General features: G+C 63.3%; 14 protein-coding genes and 1 tRNA gene. All 15 read left to right on the top strand.

The genetic code is table 11. The features are described 5' to 3' along the window. Positions 1 to 97 precede the first annotated feature (97 nt). The 15 genes from leuS (at position 98) to galE (ending at position 18637) form a co-directional block, all read left to right on the top strand. On the top strand, positions 98 to 2737 hold the full coding sequence (gene leuS, locus BLU39_RS08785; protein ID WP_092712240.1) for a leucine--tRNA ligase: 2640 nt from the start codon (positions 98 to 100) through the stop codon (positions 2735 to 2737). 2 nt (positions 2738 to 2739) lie between these two features. Continuing rightward, positions 2740 to 3336: an LPS-assembly lipoprotein LptE gene (gene lptE / locus BLU39_RS08780; protein WP_092711949.1), complete on the top strand. Its 597-nt coding sequence runs from the start codon at positions 2740 to 2742 to the stop codon at positions 3334 to 3336. Between the two features lie 10 nt (positions 3337 to 3346). Then, the gene (holA, locus tag BLU39_RS08775) at positions 3347 to 4363 is read left to right on the top strand and encodes a DNA polymerase III subunit delta (RefSeq protein WP_092711947.1); all 1017 of its coding nucleotides are present in this window, start codon (positions 3347 to 3349) and stop codon (positions 4361 to 4363) included. 17 nt (positions 4364 to 4380) lie between these two features. Further along, a complete protein-coding gene (locus BLU39_RS08770; RefSeq protein ID WP_092711945.1) occupies positions 4381 to 5652 on the top strand; it encodes a glutamate-5-semialdehyde dehydrogenase in 1272 nt (423 codons plus the stop codon). A 68-nt stretch (positions 5653 to 5720) separates the two neighbouring features. Beyond that, on the top strand, positions 5721 to 6158 hold the full coding sequence (locus tag BLU39_RS08765; protein ID WP_034745744.1) for a CopD family protein: 438 nt from the start codon (positions 5721 to 5723) through the stop codon (positions 6156 to 6158). Positions 6159 to 6168: 10 nt separating this feature from the next. Then, positions 6169 to 6786, top strand: a complete 618-nt coding sequence (locus BLU39_RS08760; protein ID WP_034745748.1) for a 2-hydroxychromene-2-carboxylate isomerase — start codon at positions 6169 to 6171, stop codon at positions 6784 to 6786. Positions 6787 to 6968: 182 nt separating this feature from the next. Continuing rightward, positions 6969 to 8141, top strand: coding sequence for a THUMP domain-containing class I SAM-dependent RNA methyltransferase (locus BLU39_RS08755; RefSeq protein ID WP_046684466.1), 1173 nt, complete (start codon positions 6969 to 6971; stop codon positions 8139 to 8141). A gap of 74 nt (positions 8142 to 8215) precedes the next feature. Then, positions 8216 to 9496, top strand: a complete 1281-nt coding sequence (locus tag BLU39_RS08750; protein WP_198511227.1) for a multidrug effflux MFS transporter — start codon at positions 8216 to 8218, stop codon at positions 9494 to 9496. A gap of 203 nt (positions 9497 to 9699) precedes the next feature. Beyond that, complete coding sequence (locus BLU39_RS08745) at positions 9700 to 11862, top strand: HDOD domain-containing protein (protein WP_254788926.1); 2163 nt, start codon at positions 9700 to 9702, stop codon at positions 11860 to 11862. Between the two features lie 5 nt (positions 11863 to 11867). Then, on the top strand, positions 11868 to 14072 hold the full coding sequence (locus tag BLU39_RS08740) for an EAL domain-containing response regulator (RefSeq protein ID WP_092711941.1): 2205 nt from the start codon (positions 11868 to 11870) through the stop codon (positions 14070 to 14072). A gap of 2 nt (positions 14073 to 14074) precedes the next feature. After that, positions 14075 to 15664 (top strand): SEL1-like repeat protein, encoded by a 1590-nt coding sequence (locus BLU39_RS08735; protein WP_092712238.1) that lies wholly within the window; start codon positions 14075 to 14077, stop codon positions 15662 to 15664. A 181-nt stretch (positions 15665 to 15845) separates the two neighbouring features. Then, on the top strand, positions 15846 to 16547 hold the full coding sequence (locus tag BLU39_RS08730; RefSeq protein ID WP_092711939.1) for a DUF4197 domain-containing protein: 702 nt from the start codon (positions 15846 to 15848) through the stop codon (positions 16545 to 16547). A 58-nt stretch (positions 16548 to 16605) separates the two neighbouring features. Beyond that, positions 16606 to 16679, top strand: a tRNA-Gly gene (locus BLU39_RS08725). 92 nt (positions 16680 to 16771) lie between these two features. Then, a complete protein-coding gene (trmB, locus tag BLU39_RS08720) occupies positions 16772 to 17452 on the top strand; it encodes a tRNA (guanosine(46)-N7)-methyltransferase TrmB (protein ID WP_092711937.1) in 681 nt (226 codons plus the stop codon). Between the two features lie 165 nt (positions 17453 to 17617). Beyond that, on the top strand, positions 17618 to 18637 hold the full coding sequence (galE, locus tag BLU39_RS08715) for a UDP-glucose 4-epimerase GalE (RefSeq protein WP_092711935.1): 1020 nt from the start codon (positions 17618 to 17620) through the stop codon (positions 18635 to 18637). Positions 18638 to 18768 lie beyond the last annotated feature (131 nt).

Raw genomic sequence — 18768 nt, 5'->3', positions numbered from 1 at the left:
CCGGGCCGCCAGCGCGCCGCGCTATCGGGCGGCGACAACCAGTATAATGCTCGGTTCATATCCACTATTGGCCGGGCCACGCTGGTCGCACATCATCATGCAAGATAAATATAGTCCCGCCGACGTCGAACAAGCCGCCCAATCGCACTGGAAGGCGATCGACGCCTATAAAGCCGTCGAACACGACCCGCGTTTCCCAAAAGGCAAGTATTTTGCCTGCTCGATGCTGCCTTACCCTTCGGGCAAGCTGCACATGGGTCACGTGCGCAACTATACGATCAATGACGTGATGTACCGCTACCTGCGCATGAACGGCTACAACGTGCTCATGCCGATGGGCTGGGATGCGTTCGGCATGCCGGCGGAAAACGCGGCCATGGCCAACAACGTGCCGCCCGCGCAATGGACGTATTCGAACATCGCCCACATGAAGCAGCAGATGGAATCGATGGGCCTGGCCATCGACTGGTCGCGCGAGATGACCGCCTGCAAGCCCGAATACTACAAATGGAACCAGTGGATGTTCCTCAAGATGCTGGAAAAAGGCATCATCTACAAGAAGACCGGTACCGTGAACTGGGACCCGATCGACCAGACCGTGCTGGCCAACGAACAAGTCGTCGATGGCCGCGGCTGGCGTTCGGGCGCGCTGATCGAAAAGCGCGAAATCCCCATGTACTACGCGCGCATCACCGATTACGCGGAAGAATTGCTGGCCTATGTGGACGACAAGCTGCCGGGCTGGCCCGAGCGCGTGCGCATCATGCAGACCAACTGGATCGGCAAGTCGACGGGCGTGCGCTTCGCCTTCCCGCACACAATCGCGGATGCCGAAGGCGCCCTGATCGGCGACGGCAAGCTGTATGTGTTTACCACGCGTCCTGACACCGTCATGGGCGTGACCTTCTGCGCCGTGGCCGCCGAGCATCCGCTGGCCATCCACGCCGCGCAAAGCAATCCTGCGCTGGCGGCCTTCAACGCCGAATGCAAGCTCGGTTCCGTGATCGAAGCGGACATGGCAACGATGGAGAAGAAGGGCATGCCGACCGGCCTGTTCGTCACCCATCCGCTGACGGGCGCGCAAGTGGAAGTGTGGGTCGGCAACTACGTGCTGATCACCTACGGCGATGGCGCCGTGATGGGCGTGCCGGCGCACGACGAACGCGATTTCGGCTTTGCCAAGAAATACAATCTGCCGATCAAGCAAGTGATCGAAGTCAAGGGCCAGGAATTTTCCACCGACGCCTGGCAGGAATCGTATGGCAGCAAGGATGGCGTCTGTGTCGCTTCCGGCAAATACGACGGCCTGCATTTCGCTTCCGCCGTCGATGCGGTGGCGGCCGACCTGGCCGAACTGGGCCTGGGCGAAAAGAAAACCACGTTCCGCCTGCGCGACTGGGGCATTTCGCGCCAGCGCTACTGGGGCACGCCGATCCCGATGATCCATTGCGCCGATTGCGGCGTGGTGCCGGTGCCGGAAAAGGATCTGCCGGTGGTGCTGCCGGAAGACTGCGTGCCGGACGGCACGGGCAATCCGCTGAACAAATACGAAGCCTTTTTGCAGTGCGACTGCCCGCAGTGCGGCAAGCCGGCGCGCCGCGAGACGGACACCATGGATACCTTCGTCGATTCGTCGTGGTACTACATGCGCTATACCTCGCCAGGCTCGAACGATGCCATGGTCGACGCGCGCAACGATTACTGGATGCCGATGGACCAGTACATCGGCGGCATCGAACACGCCGTCATGCACTTGCTGTACGCGCGCTTCTGGACCAAGATCATGCGCGACTTCGGCCTGGTCAAGTTCGACGAGCCATTCGTCAACCTGCTGACGCAGGGCATGGTGCTCAACGAAACCTACTTCCGCAAGGACGCGGCGGGCAAGACCACCTGGTTCAACCCTGACGACGTGCGCCTGTCGCTCGATGACAAGGGCCGTCCGCAAAGCGCCGTCCTGGTGGCCGATGGCCAGTCGGTGGAAATCGGCGGCACGGAAAAAATGTCGAAGTCGAAGAACAACGGCATCGACCCGCAAGCTCAGATCGAACAATATGGCGCCGACACGGCCCGTTTGTTCACCATGTTCGCTTCGCCGCCGGAACAGACGCTGGAATGGTCGGGCAGCGGCGTCGAAGGCGCGAACCGCTTCCTGCGCCGCGTGTGGAACTTCGGCTACGCGCAGTCGGCGACGATCCAGGCCGCACTGGCTGGCGGCGCGGCACCGGCCACGGGCGACGCGCAGAAAAACCTGCGCCGCGAATTGCACAAGCTGCTGCAGCAAGCCGATTACGACTTGAAGCGCATCCAGTACAACACCGTCGTGTCGGCCTGCATGAAGATGCTCAACACCCTGGAATCGGCCAAGCTGGACGATAGCGCGCAGTCGAAGGCGCTGATCGCCGAAGGCTTCTCCATCTTCCTGCGCCTGCTGAACCCTGTCGCGCCGCACATCACCCACGTCTTGTGGGAAGAGCTGGGCTACGCGGGCGTGCACGGCGACCTGCTCAACGTGGCATGGCCGCAAGTTGACCCGCAAGCGCTGGAGCAGTCCGAGATCGAGATGATGATCCAGGTGAACGGCAAGCTGCGCGGCTCGATCACGGTGGCCAAGGATGCGGACAAGGCCAGCATCGAAGCGGCCGCGCTGGCGTGCGAAAGTGTGCAGAAGTACGTCGAGACCACGCCGAAGAAGATCATCGTCGTGCCGGGCAAGTTAATCAGCATCGTGGTGTAATCATGACGACTTCCTCTCAAGTATCGCTGTTGGGCCGCCGCGCCGTGCTGGCGCTGGGCCTGACCGTTTTGCTGTCGGCCTGCGGCTTTCACTTGCGCGGTTCGAACGGCAGTTTCATGCTGCCGTTCGCGACGATGTACATCGGCTTGCCCGACTCGTCGCCGCTGGCGATCGGCCTGAAGCGCTATATCCGCGCCATTGGCAGCACGGAGGTGGTCAACACCAAGGATGGCGCCGACGCCGTCCTTGAGGTGCTCAGCGATCCGGAGAGGAATCGTACCAAGACCATCTTGTCGCTGAACACCAGCGGCCGCGTGCAAGAGTATCAACTCGGCTATTCGATCAATTTCCGCGTGGTGGACAAGGCCGGCAACCAGTTGCTGGCACCGACGGCCATCAGCCTCGTGCGTCCTATCACTTTCGACGACAGGCAGGTACTGGCCAAGGAAACGGAAGAAGCGGCGCTGTACCGCGACATGCGCAACGACCTGGTGCAGCAGATCATGCGCCGCCTGGCCGCCATCAAGCCGGTGCTGCCGGCCATGTCGGTGGCGCCAGTGGCGCCTGTGACGCCGGTCGCGCCAGCCCCGCAGCAGTAACGGGGACGCCATGCAATTGCGGATAGACGCGCTCGATGGGCATGTGGCCAAGCCGCTGGCGCAGCTGTATGTGATCACCAGCGACGAACACTTGTTGGCGCTGGAAGCGGCCGACAAGATTCGCCGCGCGGCGCGCGCGCAAGGGTACTCCGAGCGCGACGTGCTGACGGTGGAGCGCAGCTTCAAGTGGGGCGAACTGCTGGCGGCGAACCAGGAATTGTCGCTGTTCGGCGATAAAAAACTGATCGAGCTGCGCATCCCCACCGGCAAGCCGGGCAAGGATGGCGGCGCGGCGCTGCAAAGCTACGCAAAAAACCTCAGTCCCGACAACCTGACCCTGATCACCTTGCCCAAGCTGGACTGGGCCACGCAGAAGGCGGCCTGGGTCGCCAGCCTGCAGCAGGCGGCCGTGTACATCGACATTCCGAACGTGGAACGGGCGCAGTTGCCGGCCTGGATAGGCCAGCGCCTGGCCGCGCAGGGACAAAGCGCCGAACGGGCCAGCATCGACTTCATCGCCGAGCGGGTGGAAGGCAATTTGCTGGCGGCGCACCAGGAAATCCAGAAACTGGGCTTGCTGCATGCCGCGGGCAAGCTGACGTACGAACAAGTGCAGGACGCGGTGCTGAACGTGGCCCGCTACGACGTCTTCAAGCTGTCCGAAGCCATGCTGGCCGGCGATCCGGCACGCCTGGTGCGCATGCTCGAAGGCTTGAAAGGCGAGGGCGAGGCGCTGCCGCTGGTCTTGTGGGCCGTCTCCGAGGAAATCCGCACGCTGTTAAAATTGAAGGCAGGCATGGCGCAAGGGCGTCCATTGGGCGCGCTGCTGAAGGAATACCGCATCTGGGGGCCGCGCGAGCGGATGATGGAACCGGCCCTGCGGCGCATTTCGCTGCCCGTGCTGGAAGCGGCGCTGCAGCAGGCGGCACAGGTGGACAAGATGATCAAGGGTTTGCGCGCCAAGGGCTACGCGGGCGACGCCTGGGACGCCATGCTGCAGCTGGGCCTGAAGATCGCCCGAGGTTAACTTTTATGGATACGAGCATGGACATCACAGAATATATGCAGGACGTGGGCACGCGCGCGCGCGCCGCTTCGCGCGCCATGGCGCGTGCCGACAGCGCCACGCGCAACCGCGCCTTGAGCCTGATCGCGGCCGCCATCGTGCGCGATGCGGACCTGCTGCGCGCGGCCAACCAGCGCGACCTCGATGCGGCCGCCGCCGCCGGCCTGGCGCCGGCCATGCTCGATCGCCTGACCCTGTCCGACGCCGCCATCGCCACCATGGTCGAAGGCTTGACGCAGATCGTGTCGCTAGCCGATCCGATCGGCGAGATATCGAACATGAAATTCCGCCCGACGGGCATCCAGGTGGGCCAGATGCGCGTGCCGCTGGGCGTCATCGGCATCATCTATGAAGCGCGTCCGAACGTGACGGTGGACGCGGCCGGCCTGTGCATCAAGAGCGGCAATGCGACGATCTTGCGCGGCGGTTCGGAAGCGATACACTGCAACCGCGCGCTGGCCAAGCTGGTGGCCGAAGGCTTGCTGGGAGCCGGCCTGCCGGCCGATGCCGTGCAAGTCATCGACACCACCGACCGCGCCGCCGTCGGCGCCCTGATCACCATGCCGCAGTACGTGGACGTCATCGTGCCGCGCGGCGGCAAGGGCCTGATCGCGCGCCTGATGAACGAGGCCACCGTGCCGATGATCAAGCACCTCGACGGCATCTGCCACGTCTACATCGACGCCAAGGCCGACATCAGGAAGGCGATCGATATCGGCTTCAATGCGAAGTGCCACCGCTACGGCACCTGCAACACCATGGAAACCCTGCTGGTGTCGCGCGCCATCGCCGCCACCGTGCTGCCGCAACTGGCCGAACTGTACCTGACCAAGCAGGTTGAACTGCGCGCCGATCCGGAAAGCCATGCGATCCTGGCCGCCGCCGCATATCCGCACCTGGTGCCCGCCACCGAGGAAGACTGGTCCACCGAATACCTGGCGGCCATCCTGTCGGTGAAGGTCGTCGACGGCATCGACGAAGCGATGGACCACATCAACCAGTATTCATCGAAGCACACGGAATCGATCATCACGGAAGACTACAGCGATGCGCTGCGCTTCCTGCGCGAAGTCGATTCCGCCTCGGTGATGGTGAACGCGTCGACGCGTTTCGCCGACGGTTTCGAATATGGCCTGGGCGCCGAGATCGGCATCTCGAACGACAAGCTGCACGCACGCGGCCCCGTGGGACTGGAAGGCCTGACCTCGCTCAAGTACGTGGTCTTTGGCCACGGCGAAGTCCGCAAGTAGTCTTCTCGCGGGCGGCCCACAAGGCGGCCCGCGCTCTGTTACTCTCCACCTCCGACACTGGGAACCCCATGCTCTTTCTCTGGACCAAAGCCTTCCACATCATCTTCGTCATGTCCTGGTTCGCCGGCCTGTTTTATTTGCCGCGCATCTTCGTGAACCTGGCGATGGAGACGGAGACGGTCGCCACCGAGCGTTTGCTGCTGATGGCGCGCAAGCTGTACCGCTTCATGTCGCTGCTGGCGCTGCCGGCAATGGTGCTGGGGCTGGCCCTGATGTGGATGCTGTATGGCGGGGGCGAAGGCCGCATGAAGATGCCGGGCTGGATGCATGCCAAGCTGACGTTCGTGGTGCTGCTGCTCGGCTATCACCACGCCTGCGGCTCCATCCTGCGCAAGTTTGAAAAAGGTCTCAACAAGCGCAGCCACACCTGGTTCCGCTGGTTTAACGAGGTGCCGGTGGTGATGCTGCTGGCCGTCGTCGTGCTGGTCGTGGTCAAGCCTTTCTAAGGGAGTCGAGATGAGTGCAAGCCAGAACAAAGTCGTGCAGTATTTCTTCGCCCCCCACTCGCCATGGACCTATCTGGGCCACGCGCGCCTGATGGCCATCGCCGCGAAGACGGGCGCCCAGATCGACGTACGTCCCTTCGACCTGGGCAAGGTCTTCAGCGTCTCGGGCGGCCTGCCGCTGGCCAAGCGCGCGCCGCAGCGCCAGGCCTACCGCCTGGCCGAACTGGCGCGCTGGTCGGCCTTTCTGCAGGTGCCATTGACCCTGCAGCCGAAGTTTTTCCCCGTGTCGCCGGAAGCGTCGGCCAAGCTGATCATCGCCACGCGCCTGGCGCACGGCGTGGAGGCATCGCTGAACCTGGCGCACGCCATCATGCGCGGCCTGTGGGCCGAAGAGCGCAACATCGGCGACGAAGAGACCTTGGTGCAGATCGCCGTTGACGCGGGTTTCGATGGCCGCCAGTTGCTGAAAACGTCGGAAACGGCCAGCGTGCAGGCGGAATACGACGCCAATACGGAAGCGGCCACCGCCGCATCCGTCTTCGGCTCGCCGTGGTACATCGTCGATGGCGAAGGCTACTGGGGCCAGGACCGCCTCGATTTCGTCGAGCGTGCGCTGGACGCAAAATAGATAGAGGATGTAGGTCGGATTAGCGCCCCGCGCGTAATTCGACAAGCTCAGTCAGCGGCCACGTCGGCTTACGCCCTGGCGGGCTAAGCCGACCTACGTGATATGCAGGATTTTTAGTTAATTGTTTTTCAACGGATAAAAGGTACACCATGGCTTCATATTTTTGCCCATGCCCGCGCGGCATGGAAGCGGCGCTGGCCGAGGAACTGGGCGAGATCGCCCAGGATAGTGCGACCATGAAGGTCCACAACCAGGTGCCGGGCGGCGTGCATTGCTCCGGCGACCTGCTGGACTCCTACCGCATCAACCTGCATTCGCGCATCGCTTCGCGCGTGCTGATGCGCATGGCCCATTCGGGCTACAAGACGGAAAACGATATTTATGACCTGACCCTGGCGCAATCCTGGGAAGACTGGTTCGGCGTGCACCACACGATCCGCGTCGACGTCACGGCCGTCAAGTCGCCGCTGCGCAGCCTGGAATTCACGACACTGAAAATCAAGGATGCGATCTGCGACCGTTTCCGCGACCAGTTCAACGAGCGTCCATCGGTCAATACCAAGACGCCGGACATGCGCATCGTCGGCTTCCTCGATGCGCACACGTTCACCGTCTACCTCGACACCTCGGGCGAAGCCCTGTTCAAGCGCGGCTGGCGCGAAGAGACGGGCGACGCGCCGCTGCGCGAAAACCTGGCCGCCGGCCTATTGCGCGTGTCGGGCTGGAAGCCCGGCATGGTGCTGTTCGACCCGATGTGCGGTTCCGGCACCATCCTGGCCGAAGCGGCGCAGATGCTGCAGGGGATTCCACCGGGCGCGTCGCGCCAGTTCGCGTTTGAAAACTTCCACGACTTCGACCCGGCGCCGTGGAATGCCATGAAAAACGCCATCAAGGTCAATCCATTGCCAGCCGAACCGACGATTTTCGGCAGCGATATCTCGGGCGACATGGTGGCCATGACGCGCCACAACCTGCGCTGCGCCGGCGTGCGTTTCGACGTGCCCCTGAAACAGATCGAAGCGCAGGAAGTCAAGCCGCCAAGCGACGTGCCGGGCATCATGCTGACCAATCCGCCGTACGGCGAACGTATCGGCGTGCGCGGCGACAGCACCATTCCGGAAGACGAACTGTCGACGTCCTTCTATTCGGCCATGGGCACGACCCTGAAGCAGCGTTTCGCCGGCTGGACCGTGTTCCTGTTTACGGCCGACCTGGGCTTGCCCAAGCTGCTGCGCCTGAAAGAAGCGCGCAAGACGCCATTCTTCAACGGCGCGCTGGAATGCCGTCTGTTCCGCTTTGATATGGTCGCAGGCTATAACCGCCGTGAAGAGGCGAAGCCGAAACCACAGCAGTAAGCGTTCACCGCAAGACACCCGCAGTAACCCCGCGCGCGGACCAATGCAGGTCCGCGCGCCACTTTGGATCCGCCATGTTTCCCACCCCTCCGGCCGACGTGCCGCCAGACCCGGTCACTCCCGTTCCGCCTCCCACGCCGAGCCACATGGCGCCGCTGAGCCGCGGTGCGCTGGCGATGATGCTGGCCGGGCTGTCGATGCTGGGCCCTTTGTCGATCGATACGTATCTGCCCGCGTTTGGCGCGATCCAGGGTTCGCTGCAGGCCTCGCCGCTGGAAGTGCAGCAGTCGCTGACGTTCTACATGCTGGCCTTTGCCGGCATGGTGCTATGGCATGGCGCGATTTCGGATACTTTCGGCCGGCGCAACGTCATCCTCGTGTCCCTGCTGATGTTTGCCATCGGCTCGCTGGGCTGCGCTTCGGCGCACACGGTGCACTATCTGTGGTTCTTCCGCATCATGCAGGGCGTGTCGGCCGGCGCCGGCGTGGTGATCAGCCGCGCCATCATCCGCGACCTGTATGCCGATGCGGCGGCGGCGCGGCTGCTGTCGCTGGTGACGATGATCTTTTCCATCGCCCCGGCCGTGGCGCCGATTCTCGGCGGCTGGATCGTCATCTGGTTCGACTGGCGCTCGATCTTCCTGTTCCTCGCCTTTTACACGGTGGTGCTGCTGGCGTTCTGCTACTGGCGCCTGCCCGAAACCCTGCCGTTGGCCAAGCGCCAGCCGTTCAATCCCCGTTTTCTCGCGTCGAGCTATGGCCAGATCCTGCGCTCGCCCCTGTTCCACATCAAGGCCGGCATCGTCGCGCTCAATTTCGCGGGTCTGTTCCTGTTCATCACGGCCGCGCCGGAAATGCTGCCCAAGCAGCTGGGCCTGGGGCCGTCGCAATTCGCCTGGCTGTTCATTCCCTGCGTGAGCGGCATCTTCATGGGCGCCGCGGCGGCCAACCGCATCGCCGGCAAGGTCACGTTCGCGCGCCAGATCGGCATCGGCTTTGCCTTCCTGCTGTGCGCCGCCAGTGTCAATGTCGTGTATCACCTGTTCCTGCCGCCATCGTTGCCCTGGTCGGTGCTGCCCTTGTTCTTCTACACCTTCGGCATGTCGCTGGTGGGGCCCGGTGCGACCCTGCTGGCGCTCGACCTGTTCCCGCATATCCGCGGCACGGTGGCCTCGTGCCAGTCGTTTGCGAGCACCTTGCTGGGCGCCGTGGTGGCCGGCGTGATCTCGCCGCTGCTGTCCGGCTCCGTGCTGTGGCTGGCGTCGGGCCAGCTGGCGTTTACAGGCCTGGCGCTGGCCCTGTGGCTGATATCGCGGCGCTTCCGCCACCGTTTGCTGGGTTCCTTCAAGGCATAAGTTTCCACTGTAGAACGCTGGATTTATTTCAACTTAATTTTCTATATTGCAAGTAATATCCGGCGCTTATGATAAGATGACTGCTTTCCCGGCATCCTCTCAGGCAATAGATTTTTTGGTTACAGGAGTGGAGGATTCCTCTGAACGTGGCCGCGCTTCGCTGCTGAGCGCTCTTCCTTTTCGAACCGGCAATGCCTGATACGATGCATCAATCTGATCAAGATATACGCAATCGCCTGCTGATTGCCCGCCTGCCGGCCATGCCGCAGATCCTCCTCAAGCTGATCGCCCACCTGCAGGCCGACGATGCCGGCATGCCGGAGCTGGCCGCCCTGATCGCCAAGGATGCGGGCATGACCAGCAAGATACTCGGCGTGGCCAACAGCTCGGCCTACCATCGCCAGAGCAAGGTCGTCAGCCTGGAGCAATCGCTCGTCTCGCTCGGTACGGACATGATCAAGACCCTGGTCATCAGCGAATCCGTGTTCCAGACCTTTAACAGCTTTCCCCATTCCGGCAGCACGGATTTGCGCGCTTTCTGGAAAAGTTCGCTGTCGGCTGCCGTCATGGCGCGCGCGCTGGCCAAGGCCATGGCCTATCCGCACGTCGAGGAAGCCTATCTGGCGGGATTGCTGCACAACGTGGGCCGACTGGCCTTGCTGGCCACGGCGCCGAAGGAATACGCGTTCAATTTCACGGCGCGCGACGATGCCGCCCTGTGCGCGGTGGAGCAGCGCACCTTGCAGATCACGCATGCCGAAGCGGGCGCCTGGCTGATCGAGCGCTGGCATCTCGATTCCTTCCTGGCCGACAGCGTGCTGTATCACCATGAACCGCTGGCGCGCCTGGAAGCGAGCCATCCCCTGATCCGCATCGTGCGCCTGGCGCACCTGTTGTGCTGCCATGCCGACGATGCGGACGAGGCCGAGTCCATCACGCAGGCGGCAAGCCTGTGCGCGCTGGACGTCGAGGCATTGCACGACCTGGCCGGCAGCGTCGCGCGCCAGGTGGAACAGGCCGCGCAGCACCTGGGCATCGACCTGGCCGGCGCGGACGAGATCGCCACGCCGCCCGCGTATGCGCCGCCCGCCCCCGATCCGGTGCAGCAGCGCCTGTCCGACGAAGTGCGCAATATGGTGCTGGTGTCCGAAGTGGGGCAGACCTTCGCCCGGCAGCAGGGCGAGAGCAGCCTGCTCGAAGCCATCACGCGCTCGGCGCGCATCCTGTTCGATTTCGACACCGCCGTCATCCTGCTGCAAAACCCGACCGGCCATGCGCTCGTCGGCGTGGCGGCGGGCGAGCATCAGCAGCGCCTGGCCGGCTTCTCGATCCCGCTGGCCAAGGGGGGACTCCTGGCCGCATCGGCGATCGAGTGCAAGCTGGCGTTCCTGAAACGCGACATGCCGGCGCTGGGCATCGTCGAGGAGCAGCTGTTCCGCATACTCGGTACCGACAGCCTGGTCTGCGTGCCGCTCGTGGCGGGCCAGCGCAGCCTGGGCGTGCTGATTGGCGGCGTGGCGGCGTGGCAGATTCCTGCTTGCCAGAAGCGCGAAGGTTTTTTGCGTGCATATGCCAACCAGGCCGCCACGGCGCTGGAAACGGCCATCAGCGCGCGCGGCCTGGCACGGCGCCAGCTCGATCACGTGACCGAGGAATACCGCGCCGCGTCGCGCCGCGTCGTGCATGAAGTGAACAACCCGCTGTCCATCATCAAGAACTATTTGAGCGTGCTCGATCACAAGCTGGAGAAGCAGGAGCCGGTGTCGGGCGAAATGGCGATCCTCAATGAGGAAATCGACAGGGTCGGCCAGCTGATCGGCGGCCTGGCCGATCTGCAGCCGGCAGCGGCCAGTGGCGTGACCGATTGCGCGCGCGTCGTCGACGACGTGCTGCGCCTGTTCCGCGCCACCGACTTCCTGCCGCCGAAGATCGAGGTGGTCACGCGCATGCAGGACGCGCCATGCGAGGTGGAGGCCGATGCCGACATGCTCAAGCAAATCCTGCTCAACCTGCTGAAAAACGCCGTCGAAGCCTTGCCCGATGGCGGACGCATCGAAGTGGCGAACCGTGGCCACGTCAACCGCGACCGCCGCCTGTACCTGGAACTGTGCGTCAGCGACAATGGCGCCGGCCTGGCGCCGGAAGTGCTGGCCAATCTGTTCTCGCCTGTGCGCAGCAGCAAGGACGGCGCGCATCACGGCCTGGGCTTGTCCATCGTGCACGACCTGGTCACGCGCCTGCATGGCGTGATCGGCTGCCGCAGCAGCAAGTCCGGCACCTCGTTTGAAATTTTACTGCCCATCCCCATGCCGGCGAGCGCCGCGGCCGCGTTGCCCGCGCCCGGCAATACCGCCTTGTCCTCGTAACGCCCATGAACTCCTCCGCCATTCCATTTGACCTGGAAAACAGCCCGCGCATCCTGCTGGTCGACGACGAGCCCCGCCTGCTCGCCTCCCTCCACGAATTGCTGAAAGACCGCGGCTACCAGCTGTACACGGCCACCTGCGGCAGCGAGGCGCTGGCGCAGTTGTCGAAACTGCGCTTCGACCTGATCCTGCTCGATCTGCGCCTGCCCGACATGAGCGGCCATGAAATCATGGACCACATCAACCGGCGCGGCATCGAGGGCGACGTGATCGTCATGAGCGGGGACGTCGGCATCGAGGCGGCCATCGGCGCCCTGAAGCGCGGCGCCTACGATTATCTGCGCAAGCCCTACAGCCGCGAGGAGCTGCTCAAGACGGTGGAGAACGCGCTGCAAAAGCGCAAGCTGGCGCTGGAAAACGAGCGCATCGCGCTGCAGCTGGAAAACTCGGAAAAGATGTACCGCTACCTGGTCGACAGCTCGCCCGACATCATCTATACCCTGAACCACGAAGGCCGCATCACCTTCATCAACGACAGGGTGCACCAGTTGCTGGGCTTTAGCCGCGAAGAGCTGATCGGCAGCCATTACTCCATCCTCGTGCACGATGAAGACCAGGAGCGGGCGCGCTATGCCTTCAATGAGCGCCGCCTCGACGAGCGCGCCTCGCGCAATGTGGAGCTGCGTCTGAAGTGCCATAGCGGCAGCGGCAGCGACCGCACCTTCAACAACACCTTGATGACGATTCCGCTCAATTCGATCGGCATGCACAGCCACGATCAGGAAGCGAAAAAGCAGGAATATTTTGGCACCTACGGCGTGGCGCGCGACATCACCGACCGCAAGCGCGCCGAGGAAGTCATTTCCTACCAGGCCTACCACGACATCCTGACGGACCTGCCGAACCGCATGCTGTTCAAGGACCGCCTGGGGCTGGCCGTGATCCAGGCGCGGCGCAAGCTGACGGAACTGGCCGTGATGTTCATCGACCTCGATCGCTTCAAACTGGTCAACGATACCCTGGGCCACGTGAAGGGCGACGAATTGCTGCAGCAGGTGGCGCTGCGCCTGAAGGATTGTCTGCGCCGCGGCGATACCCTGGCGCGCCAGGGCGGCGATGAATTTACCATCGTGCTGCCGGAACTGCGCGACCGCCAGGATGCGCGCCTGATCGCCGACAAATTCCTCGAATGCCTGCACCAGCCCTTCGACCTCGATGGCAACCAGGTGCATATCTCGGCCTCGATCGGCATCGCCATCTATCCGGGCGACGGCGAGACCATCGACGAGCTGCTGCGCCACGCCGACATCGCCATGTACCAGGTCAAGGCGCTGGGCAAGAACGGCCACAGTTTTTATCACGAGTCCATGCTCGACGTGTCGCACCAGAAGATCGCGCTCGAGCAAAGCTTGCGCAAGGCGCTGGAGCTGAACCAGTTGGAGATGTATTACCAGCCGCAGGTGGACGTGATGACGGGCCGCATCGTTGGCGCCGAAGGCCTGATGCGCTGGAACCACCCGCAGCGGGGCTTGCTGACGGCCGGCGAATTTTTGCCGTTTGCCGAGGAAAACGGCTTGATGCTGCCGATCTCGGACTGGATGCTGGGCGCGCTGTGCCGCGACCTGCTGCAATGGGATGCGGCTGGCGGCGAAGCCGTGCGCCTGTCGCTCAATTTGTCGCCGCAATACCTGGACCGGGGCGACTTTTTCGAGAAGATGCGCGGCGCGCTGACGCGCTACGGCATCGCGCCGGAAAAGATCGAAGTGGAGATCACGGAAAACATCTGCATCCGCAATCCGCAGTATGCGATCGAGCAGTTGAATACGCTGTGCCAGCTGGGCGTGTCGGTGGCCATCGACGATTTCGGCACCGGCTATTCCTCGCTGTCGTACCTGCACCGCTTCCCCATCCACACGATCAAGATCGACCAGTCGTTTGTGAAGGAAATCCACGACGAGCACGGGCATTACCCTGTCATCCTGGCCATCATCTCGATCGCGCGCGGCCTGGGCCTGCACCTGATCGCCGAGGGCGTGGAGACGGAAGGGCAGGCGCGCTACCTGCAGGACAAGGGTTGCACCACGATGCAGGGTTATCTGTACCACCGGCCCATTTCGCTGGGCAGCTTCATCGCCGTGCTGGAGGAGCAGAACCGTTTGATCGCCGATGCGGCCCCCGCGCCGTCCCGGACGCTGACCATCGAGGCTTGACCGTGCCGCTTGCCGCTCCCCGCTCCACGGCCGCTCATTCCACGGCTGCTCATTACACGGCCGATTACCTGCGCCTGAAAGGTCTGGCCGAGAAGGGCAATGCGAACGCCCAGCACAGCCTGGGTTTCATGTACTTCAATGGCCAGGGCATCGAACAAAGCTATGCGCAGGCGCTGCACTGGTACGGCTTGGCTGCCGCGCAGGGACTCGAACACGCGCAATACAACCTGGGCGTGATGTGCCAGAAGGGCCAGGGCGTGCCGCAGGATTTTGCGCAAGCGGCGCACTGGTACCAGCAGGCGGCCGAGCAGGGCTACGCGGCGGCGCAGTACAACCTGGGCTGGCTGTACGCCAAGGGCCAGGGGCTCGCGCAGGATAGCGGACTAGCCATGCTGTGGTTCAGCCGCGCGGCGGAACAGGGCGACGCGGGCGCGCAGAATAATCTGGGCATGATGTACGACAATGGCAAGGGCGTGCCGCAGGACTTCGTGCACGCGATCGCCTGGTACCGCAAGGCAGCCGAACAGGGCTATGCGCGCGCGCAGTTCAACCTGGGCCTGCGCTACGACAATGGCCAGGGCGTGCGCCAGGACCGCCAGCAGGCGACGGCCTGGATGCGCAAGGCGGCCGAGCAAGGCTATGCGCCGGCCCAGTTCAACCTGGCGCTGCGCTATGAAAATGGCGACGTGCTGCCGCAGGACAGCCGGCAGGCGATCGCCTGGTACCGGCGCGCGGCCGAGCAGGGCCACGCCAGTTCGCAGTTCAACCTGGGCCTGATCTACGACAATGGCCAGGGCGTGCCCTGCGATAAACAGGCGGCGCTGGAATGGTATGTCAAGGCGGCGGGACTGGGCCATGCGGCGGCCCAGCACAACCTGGGCCTGCACCATGAACATGGCGCCCACGATTACGCGCAGGCGCAAGCGTTCTACCGCCAGGCGGCAGAGCAGGGCTTCCCAGCCGCCCAGTATCAGCTGGGGCTGCTGTACGAGCATGGACAGGGCATGCCCGCCGATGCGCAGGAAGCCATCTTCTGGTACCGCAAGGCGGCCGACCAGGGGCATGTGCGGGCGCAGTTCGACCTGGGCCTGCGTTATGAACATGGCCAGGGCGTGCCGCCGGACTTGTCGCTGGCGCTGGAGTGGTACCGCCGCGCCGCCGAGCACGATTACGCGCCCGCGCAATACATGCAGGGCGTGCTGCACGACCGCGACGATGGCCCGGCGCCCGACAGCCAGCAGGCCTGCGCCTGTTATTGCCGCGCCGCCGCGCAAGGCCACAGCCTGGCCCAGTTCGCTCTGGGCCTGCGCCATGACAATGGCCAGGACGTGCCGCAGGACTATGCCGCGGCCTGGGACTGGTATGCGCTGGCTGCGCGCCAGGGCCATGCGCGGGCCCAGTTCAACCTCGGCCTGATGGCGGCCAGCGGCCAGGGCAGCCCGCTCGATTTGCAGCAGGCGTATATCTGGCTGTCGATGGCCGTGGCGGCAGGCGTGGCCGGCGCGGAGAAATCCTTGCGCCAGACTGCGGCGCGCATGCGCGAGGAGGACCTGGCGCGGGTGCGCGAACAGCTGGCGGCGATAGCAGCCTAAGCTGCGCTACCCACGTTGGCGTGCGCGAATACAACAGCAGGTGCTGTATAGTCCTTTCCCTTCGCCATCTGTGGCGCCCCTTGTTTCCTCCTGACGCAACAAATTGCTGCGGTATTTGCAGTTTTGATGTGCTAAGGTTCCGGAAGCAGGTGGTCTGTCTATGTTTTAGAAAAGGAAAACCATGCGCCTGAACCGTTTCCCTGGCCGTCCGGCCGCCGTGCTGTGTGCGCTCGCGCTGCTGTCGTTTGGCGCCGCCGCCGGTCCCCTCGATGCCCTCAGCAACCAGGATGCCAGCAATGGCTTGAAAGCGGCGCTGGAAGCCGGTTCCGCCGCCGCCGTATCGAAGCTGGGTGTCGAGAATGGCTTCCTGAACAATGACAAGGTCAAGATCAAGCTGCCCGGCATCTTGGAGCAAGCCAAGCCCTTGCTGAAAATGACGGGCCGCGGCCAGCAGCTGGATGATCTGGTCGTGTCGATGAACCGTGCCGCCGAGTCGGCCGTACCCATGGCCAAGCCCTTGCTGCTCGACGCGGTCAAGTCGATGAGCGTGAGCGATGCGAAAAATATCCTGTCCGGTGGCGACACGTCGGTGACGGACTTCTTCCGCCAGAAAACATCGGCGCCCCTGGCAGTCAAATTCCTGCCCATCGTGAAATCCGTCACCGACCGCTCCGGCCTGGCCAGCAAATACAACAGCACCATGAGCCAGATCGGCAAGACGGGACTCGTGCCGCAGCAGCAATCGACGGTGGAAGGCTACGTCACGGACCGTGCGCTTGACGGCCTGTACCTGATGATCGGCGAAGAGGAAAAAGCCATCCGCAGCAATCCGCTCGAATATGGCAGCAAGATCATCGGGAAGGTCTTCGGCAGCCTGAAGTAAGCCTCGCCACCGCGAAGATTTGCTTGCCGCATTCCATTCGGCGTAAAATGCAGGCTTCGCGGGTGTAGCTCAATGGTAGAGCAGAAGCTTCCCAAGCTTACGACGAGGGTTCGATTCCCTTCACCCGCTCCATTTTTCGCTGGCGCCTGGTTTTGTGCGGCGCGGCCACTACTTTCTTCATTCCCATGTCTTCTGATACCCCAGCAAACGGCCCGGTGCGGCCGATGATGTACGATCCGACCGAACACCGCATTCGCAGTTTCGTGACCCGCGCGGGACGGCTGTCTGTCGCGCAGGCGCGCGCGCTCGAGACCTTGGGGCCGCAGTTCCTGTTGCCTTTCGCCAAGGAGCCCATGGACTTCGAGCAGGTGTTCGGTCGCAAGGCGCCCGTGATCCTGGAAATCGGTTTTGGCATGGGCGCGACGACGGCGCATATCGCCAAGGCCATGCCGGAGAAGGATTTCATCGGCGTCGAAGTGCACACGCCTGGCGTCGGCAGCCTGTTGAAGTTGATCGGCGAAGAGTCGCTGACGAATCTGCGTCTGCTGCAGCACGATGCCGTGGAAGTGCTCACGCACATGATTCCAGCCAATTCGCTGGCCGGCATCCACGTGTTTTTCCCTGATCCATGGCACAAGGCGCGCCACAACAAGCGCCGTTTGATCCAGTCGCCGTTCGTCAAGCAATTGACCGATCGCCTGGCACCGGGCGGCTATCTGCATTGCGCCACCGATTGGGAAGATTACGCGGTGCAAATGCTGGAAGTGTTGGGTGCCGAGCCGCAACTGCGCAATAGCGCCGACGGTTACGCGCCGCAGCCCGCGTACCGTCCGCTGACCAAGTTTGAAAACCGCGGCTTGAAGCTGGGCCATGGCGTGTGGGATTTGGTGTTCATCAAGAAATAGACGCGAGTGCGCTGGGGCTTGTCGGCGCCGTGTACTGGAACAGAATCAGCCTGCCGCCACCGCGCCGCAGGCTTTTTTTATGCCAAACGGCGATTCGTCTGGCGTGCCGGCTTGGCAGGCCGGGTGAATTCAGGTAGGCTTATCTTTTTTGCATTGATTGACATTATGACCAAAAAGATACTCGTGACAGGCGCGTCCGGTTTCATCGGCTCGCATACCTGCGTCGAACTGCTGGCCGCTGGCTTTGACGTGGTCGCAGTGGACAATCTGTGCAACAGCGCGCGCGAAGCGATGGCGCGTGTGGAGCGCATCTCTGGCAAAAGCGTACCCTTCTATGAAGCGGACGTGCGCGACCGCACGGCCATGGCCGCCATTTTGCGCGAGCACGCCATCGATGCTGTGATCCATTTCGCAGGCTTGAAGGCCGTAGGCGAGTCCGTGGCCCAACCGCTGATGTACATGGATAACAATGTGTCGGGCACCGTGGCGCTGCTGGAAGTGCTGGCGGCGGCGAACGTGAAGCGTTTTGTGTTCAGCTCGTCGGCCACCGTGTATGGCGATCCGGAAGCCTTGCCGATCCTGGAATCGTCGCGCCTGTCCGTGACCAACCCGTACGGCCGCTCGAAATTGATGGTCGAGCAGATCCTGGCCGATCTGGTGCACGCCGATGCGCAGTGGCAGGTGGGCGTGCTGCGCTATTTCAACCCCGTCGGCGCGCATGCCAGCGGTTTGATCGGCGAAGATCCGGCCGGCATCCCGAACAATCTGATGCCTTTCATCGCCCAGGTGGCCGTGGGCCGCCGCGAGCGCCTGGCCGTCTTTGGCAATGACTACGATACGCCGGACGGCACGGGTGTGCGCGACTACATCCACGTGGTCGACCTCGCCCTGGGCCATGTGGCCGCGCTGAACCGCCTGTTCTCCACCGAGGGCGGCTTTACCGTCAACCTGGGCACGGGCCACGGCTACAGCGTGCTCGAGACCGTGCGCGCGTTCGAAGCCGCCAGCGGCCGCAAGGTGCCGTATGAGATCGTGCCGCGCCGCCCCGGCGACATCGCCAGCTGCTACGCCTCGGCCGACAAGGCGAAGCAATTGCTCGGCTGGCAAGCGCAGAAAAACATCGACGACATGTGCCGCGACCACTGGCGCTGGCAGCACCAGAACCCGCAAGGCTACGCAGCTTGAAGCAAAGCTGGTGCCCATAAAAAATCCCGCTCACACGAAAGTGTGGCGGGATTTTTTTTTGAGGCCATCAACCCAATGACACCTGAAAAATGCCCAGGGCTAGGCGCCGCCCCGAAGACAGTACGCTAGTA

The sequence above is a fragment of the Janthinobacterium sp. OK676 genome, assembly GCF_900103595.1.
Lineage (GTDB): Bacteria > Pseudomonadota > Gammaproteobacteria > Burkholderiales > Burkholderiaceae_D > Janthinobacterium.
Note: the sequence above shows the minus strand (reverse complement) of the source record. Positions and strands in the feature narration are given on the sequence as shown.

Excerpts from the sequence above, each read along its gene's own strand:
- BLU39_RS08730 (WP_092711939.1), top strand. The coding sequence starts at position 15,846 with ATGCGCCTGAACCGTTTCCCTGGCCGTCCGGCCGCCGTGCTGTGTGCG.
- lptE (WP_092711949.1), top strand. The coding sequence starts at position 2,740 with ATGACGACTTCCTCTCAAGTATCGCTGTTGGGCCGCCGCGCCGTGCTG.
- BLU39_RS08760 (WP_034745748.1), top strand. The coding sequence starts at position 6,169 with ATGAGTGCAAGCCAGAACAAAGTCGTGCAGTATTTCTTCGCCCCCCAC.
- BLU39_RS08765 (WP_034745744.1), top strand. The coding sequence starts at position 5,721 with ATGCTCTTTCTCTGGACCAAAGCCTTCCACATCATCTTCGTCATGTCC.
- leuS (WP_092712240.1), top strand. The coding sequence starts at position 98 with ATGCAAGATAAATATAGTCCCGCCGACGTCGAACAAGCCGCCCAATCG.
- BLU39_RS08745 (WP_254788926.1), top strand. The coding sequence starts at position 9,700 with ATGCATCAATCTGATCAAGATATACGCAATCGCCTGCTGATTGCCCGC.
- BLU39_RS08740 (WP_092711941.1), top strand. The coding sequence starts at position 11,868 with ATGAACTCCTCCGCCATTCCATTTGACCTGGAAAACAGCCCGCGCATC.
- BLU39_RS08755 (WP_046684466.1), top strand. The coding sequence starts at position 6,969 with ATGGAAGCGGCGCTGGCCGAGGAACTGGGCGAGATCGCCCAGGATAGT.
- BLU39_RS08750 (WP_198511227.1), top strand. The coding sequence starts at position 8,216 with ATGTTTCCCACCCCTCCGGCCGACGTGCCGCCAGACCCGGTCACTCCC.
- BLU39_RS08770 (WP_092711945.1), top strand. The coding sequence starts at position 4,381 with ATGGACATCACAGAATATATGCAGGACGTGGGCACGCGCGCGCGCGCC.
- holA (WP_092711947.1), top strand. The coding sequence starts at position 3,347 with ATGCAATTGCGGATAGACGCGCTCGATGGGCATGTGGCCAAGCCGCTG.
- trmB (WP_092711937.1), top strand. The coding sequence starts at position 16,772 with ATGATGTACGATCCGACCGAACACCGCATTCGCAGTTTCGTGACCCGC.
- galE (WP_092711935.1), top strand. The coding sequence starts at position 17,618 with ATGACCAAAAAGATACTCGTGACAGGCGCGTCCGGTTTCATCGGCTCG.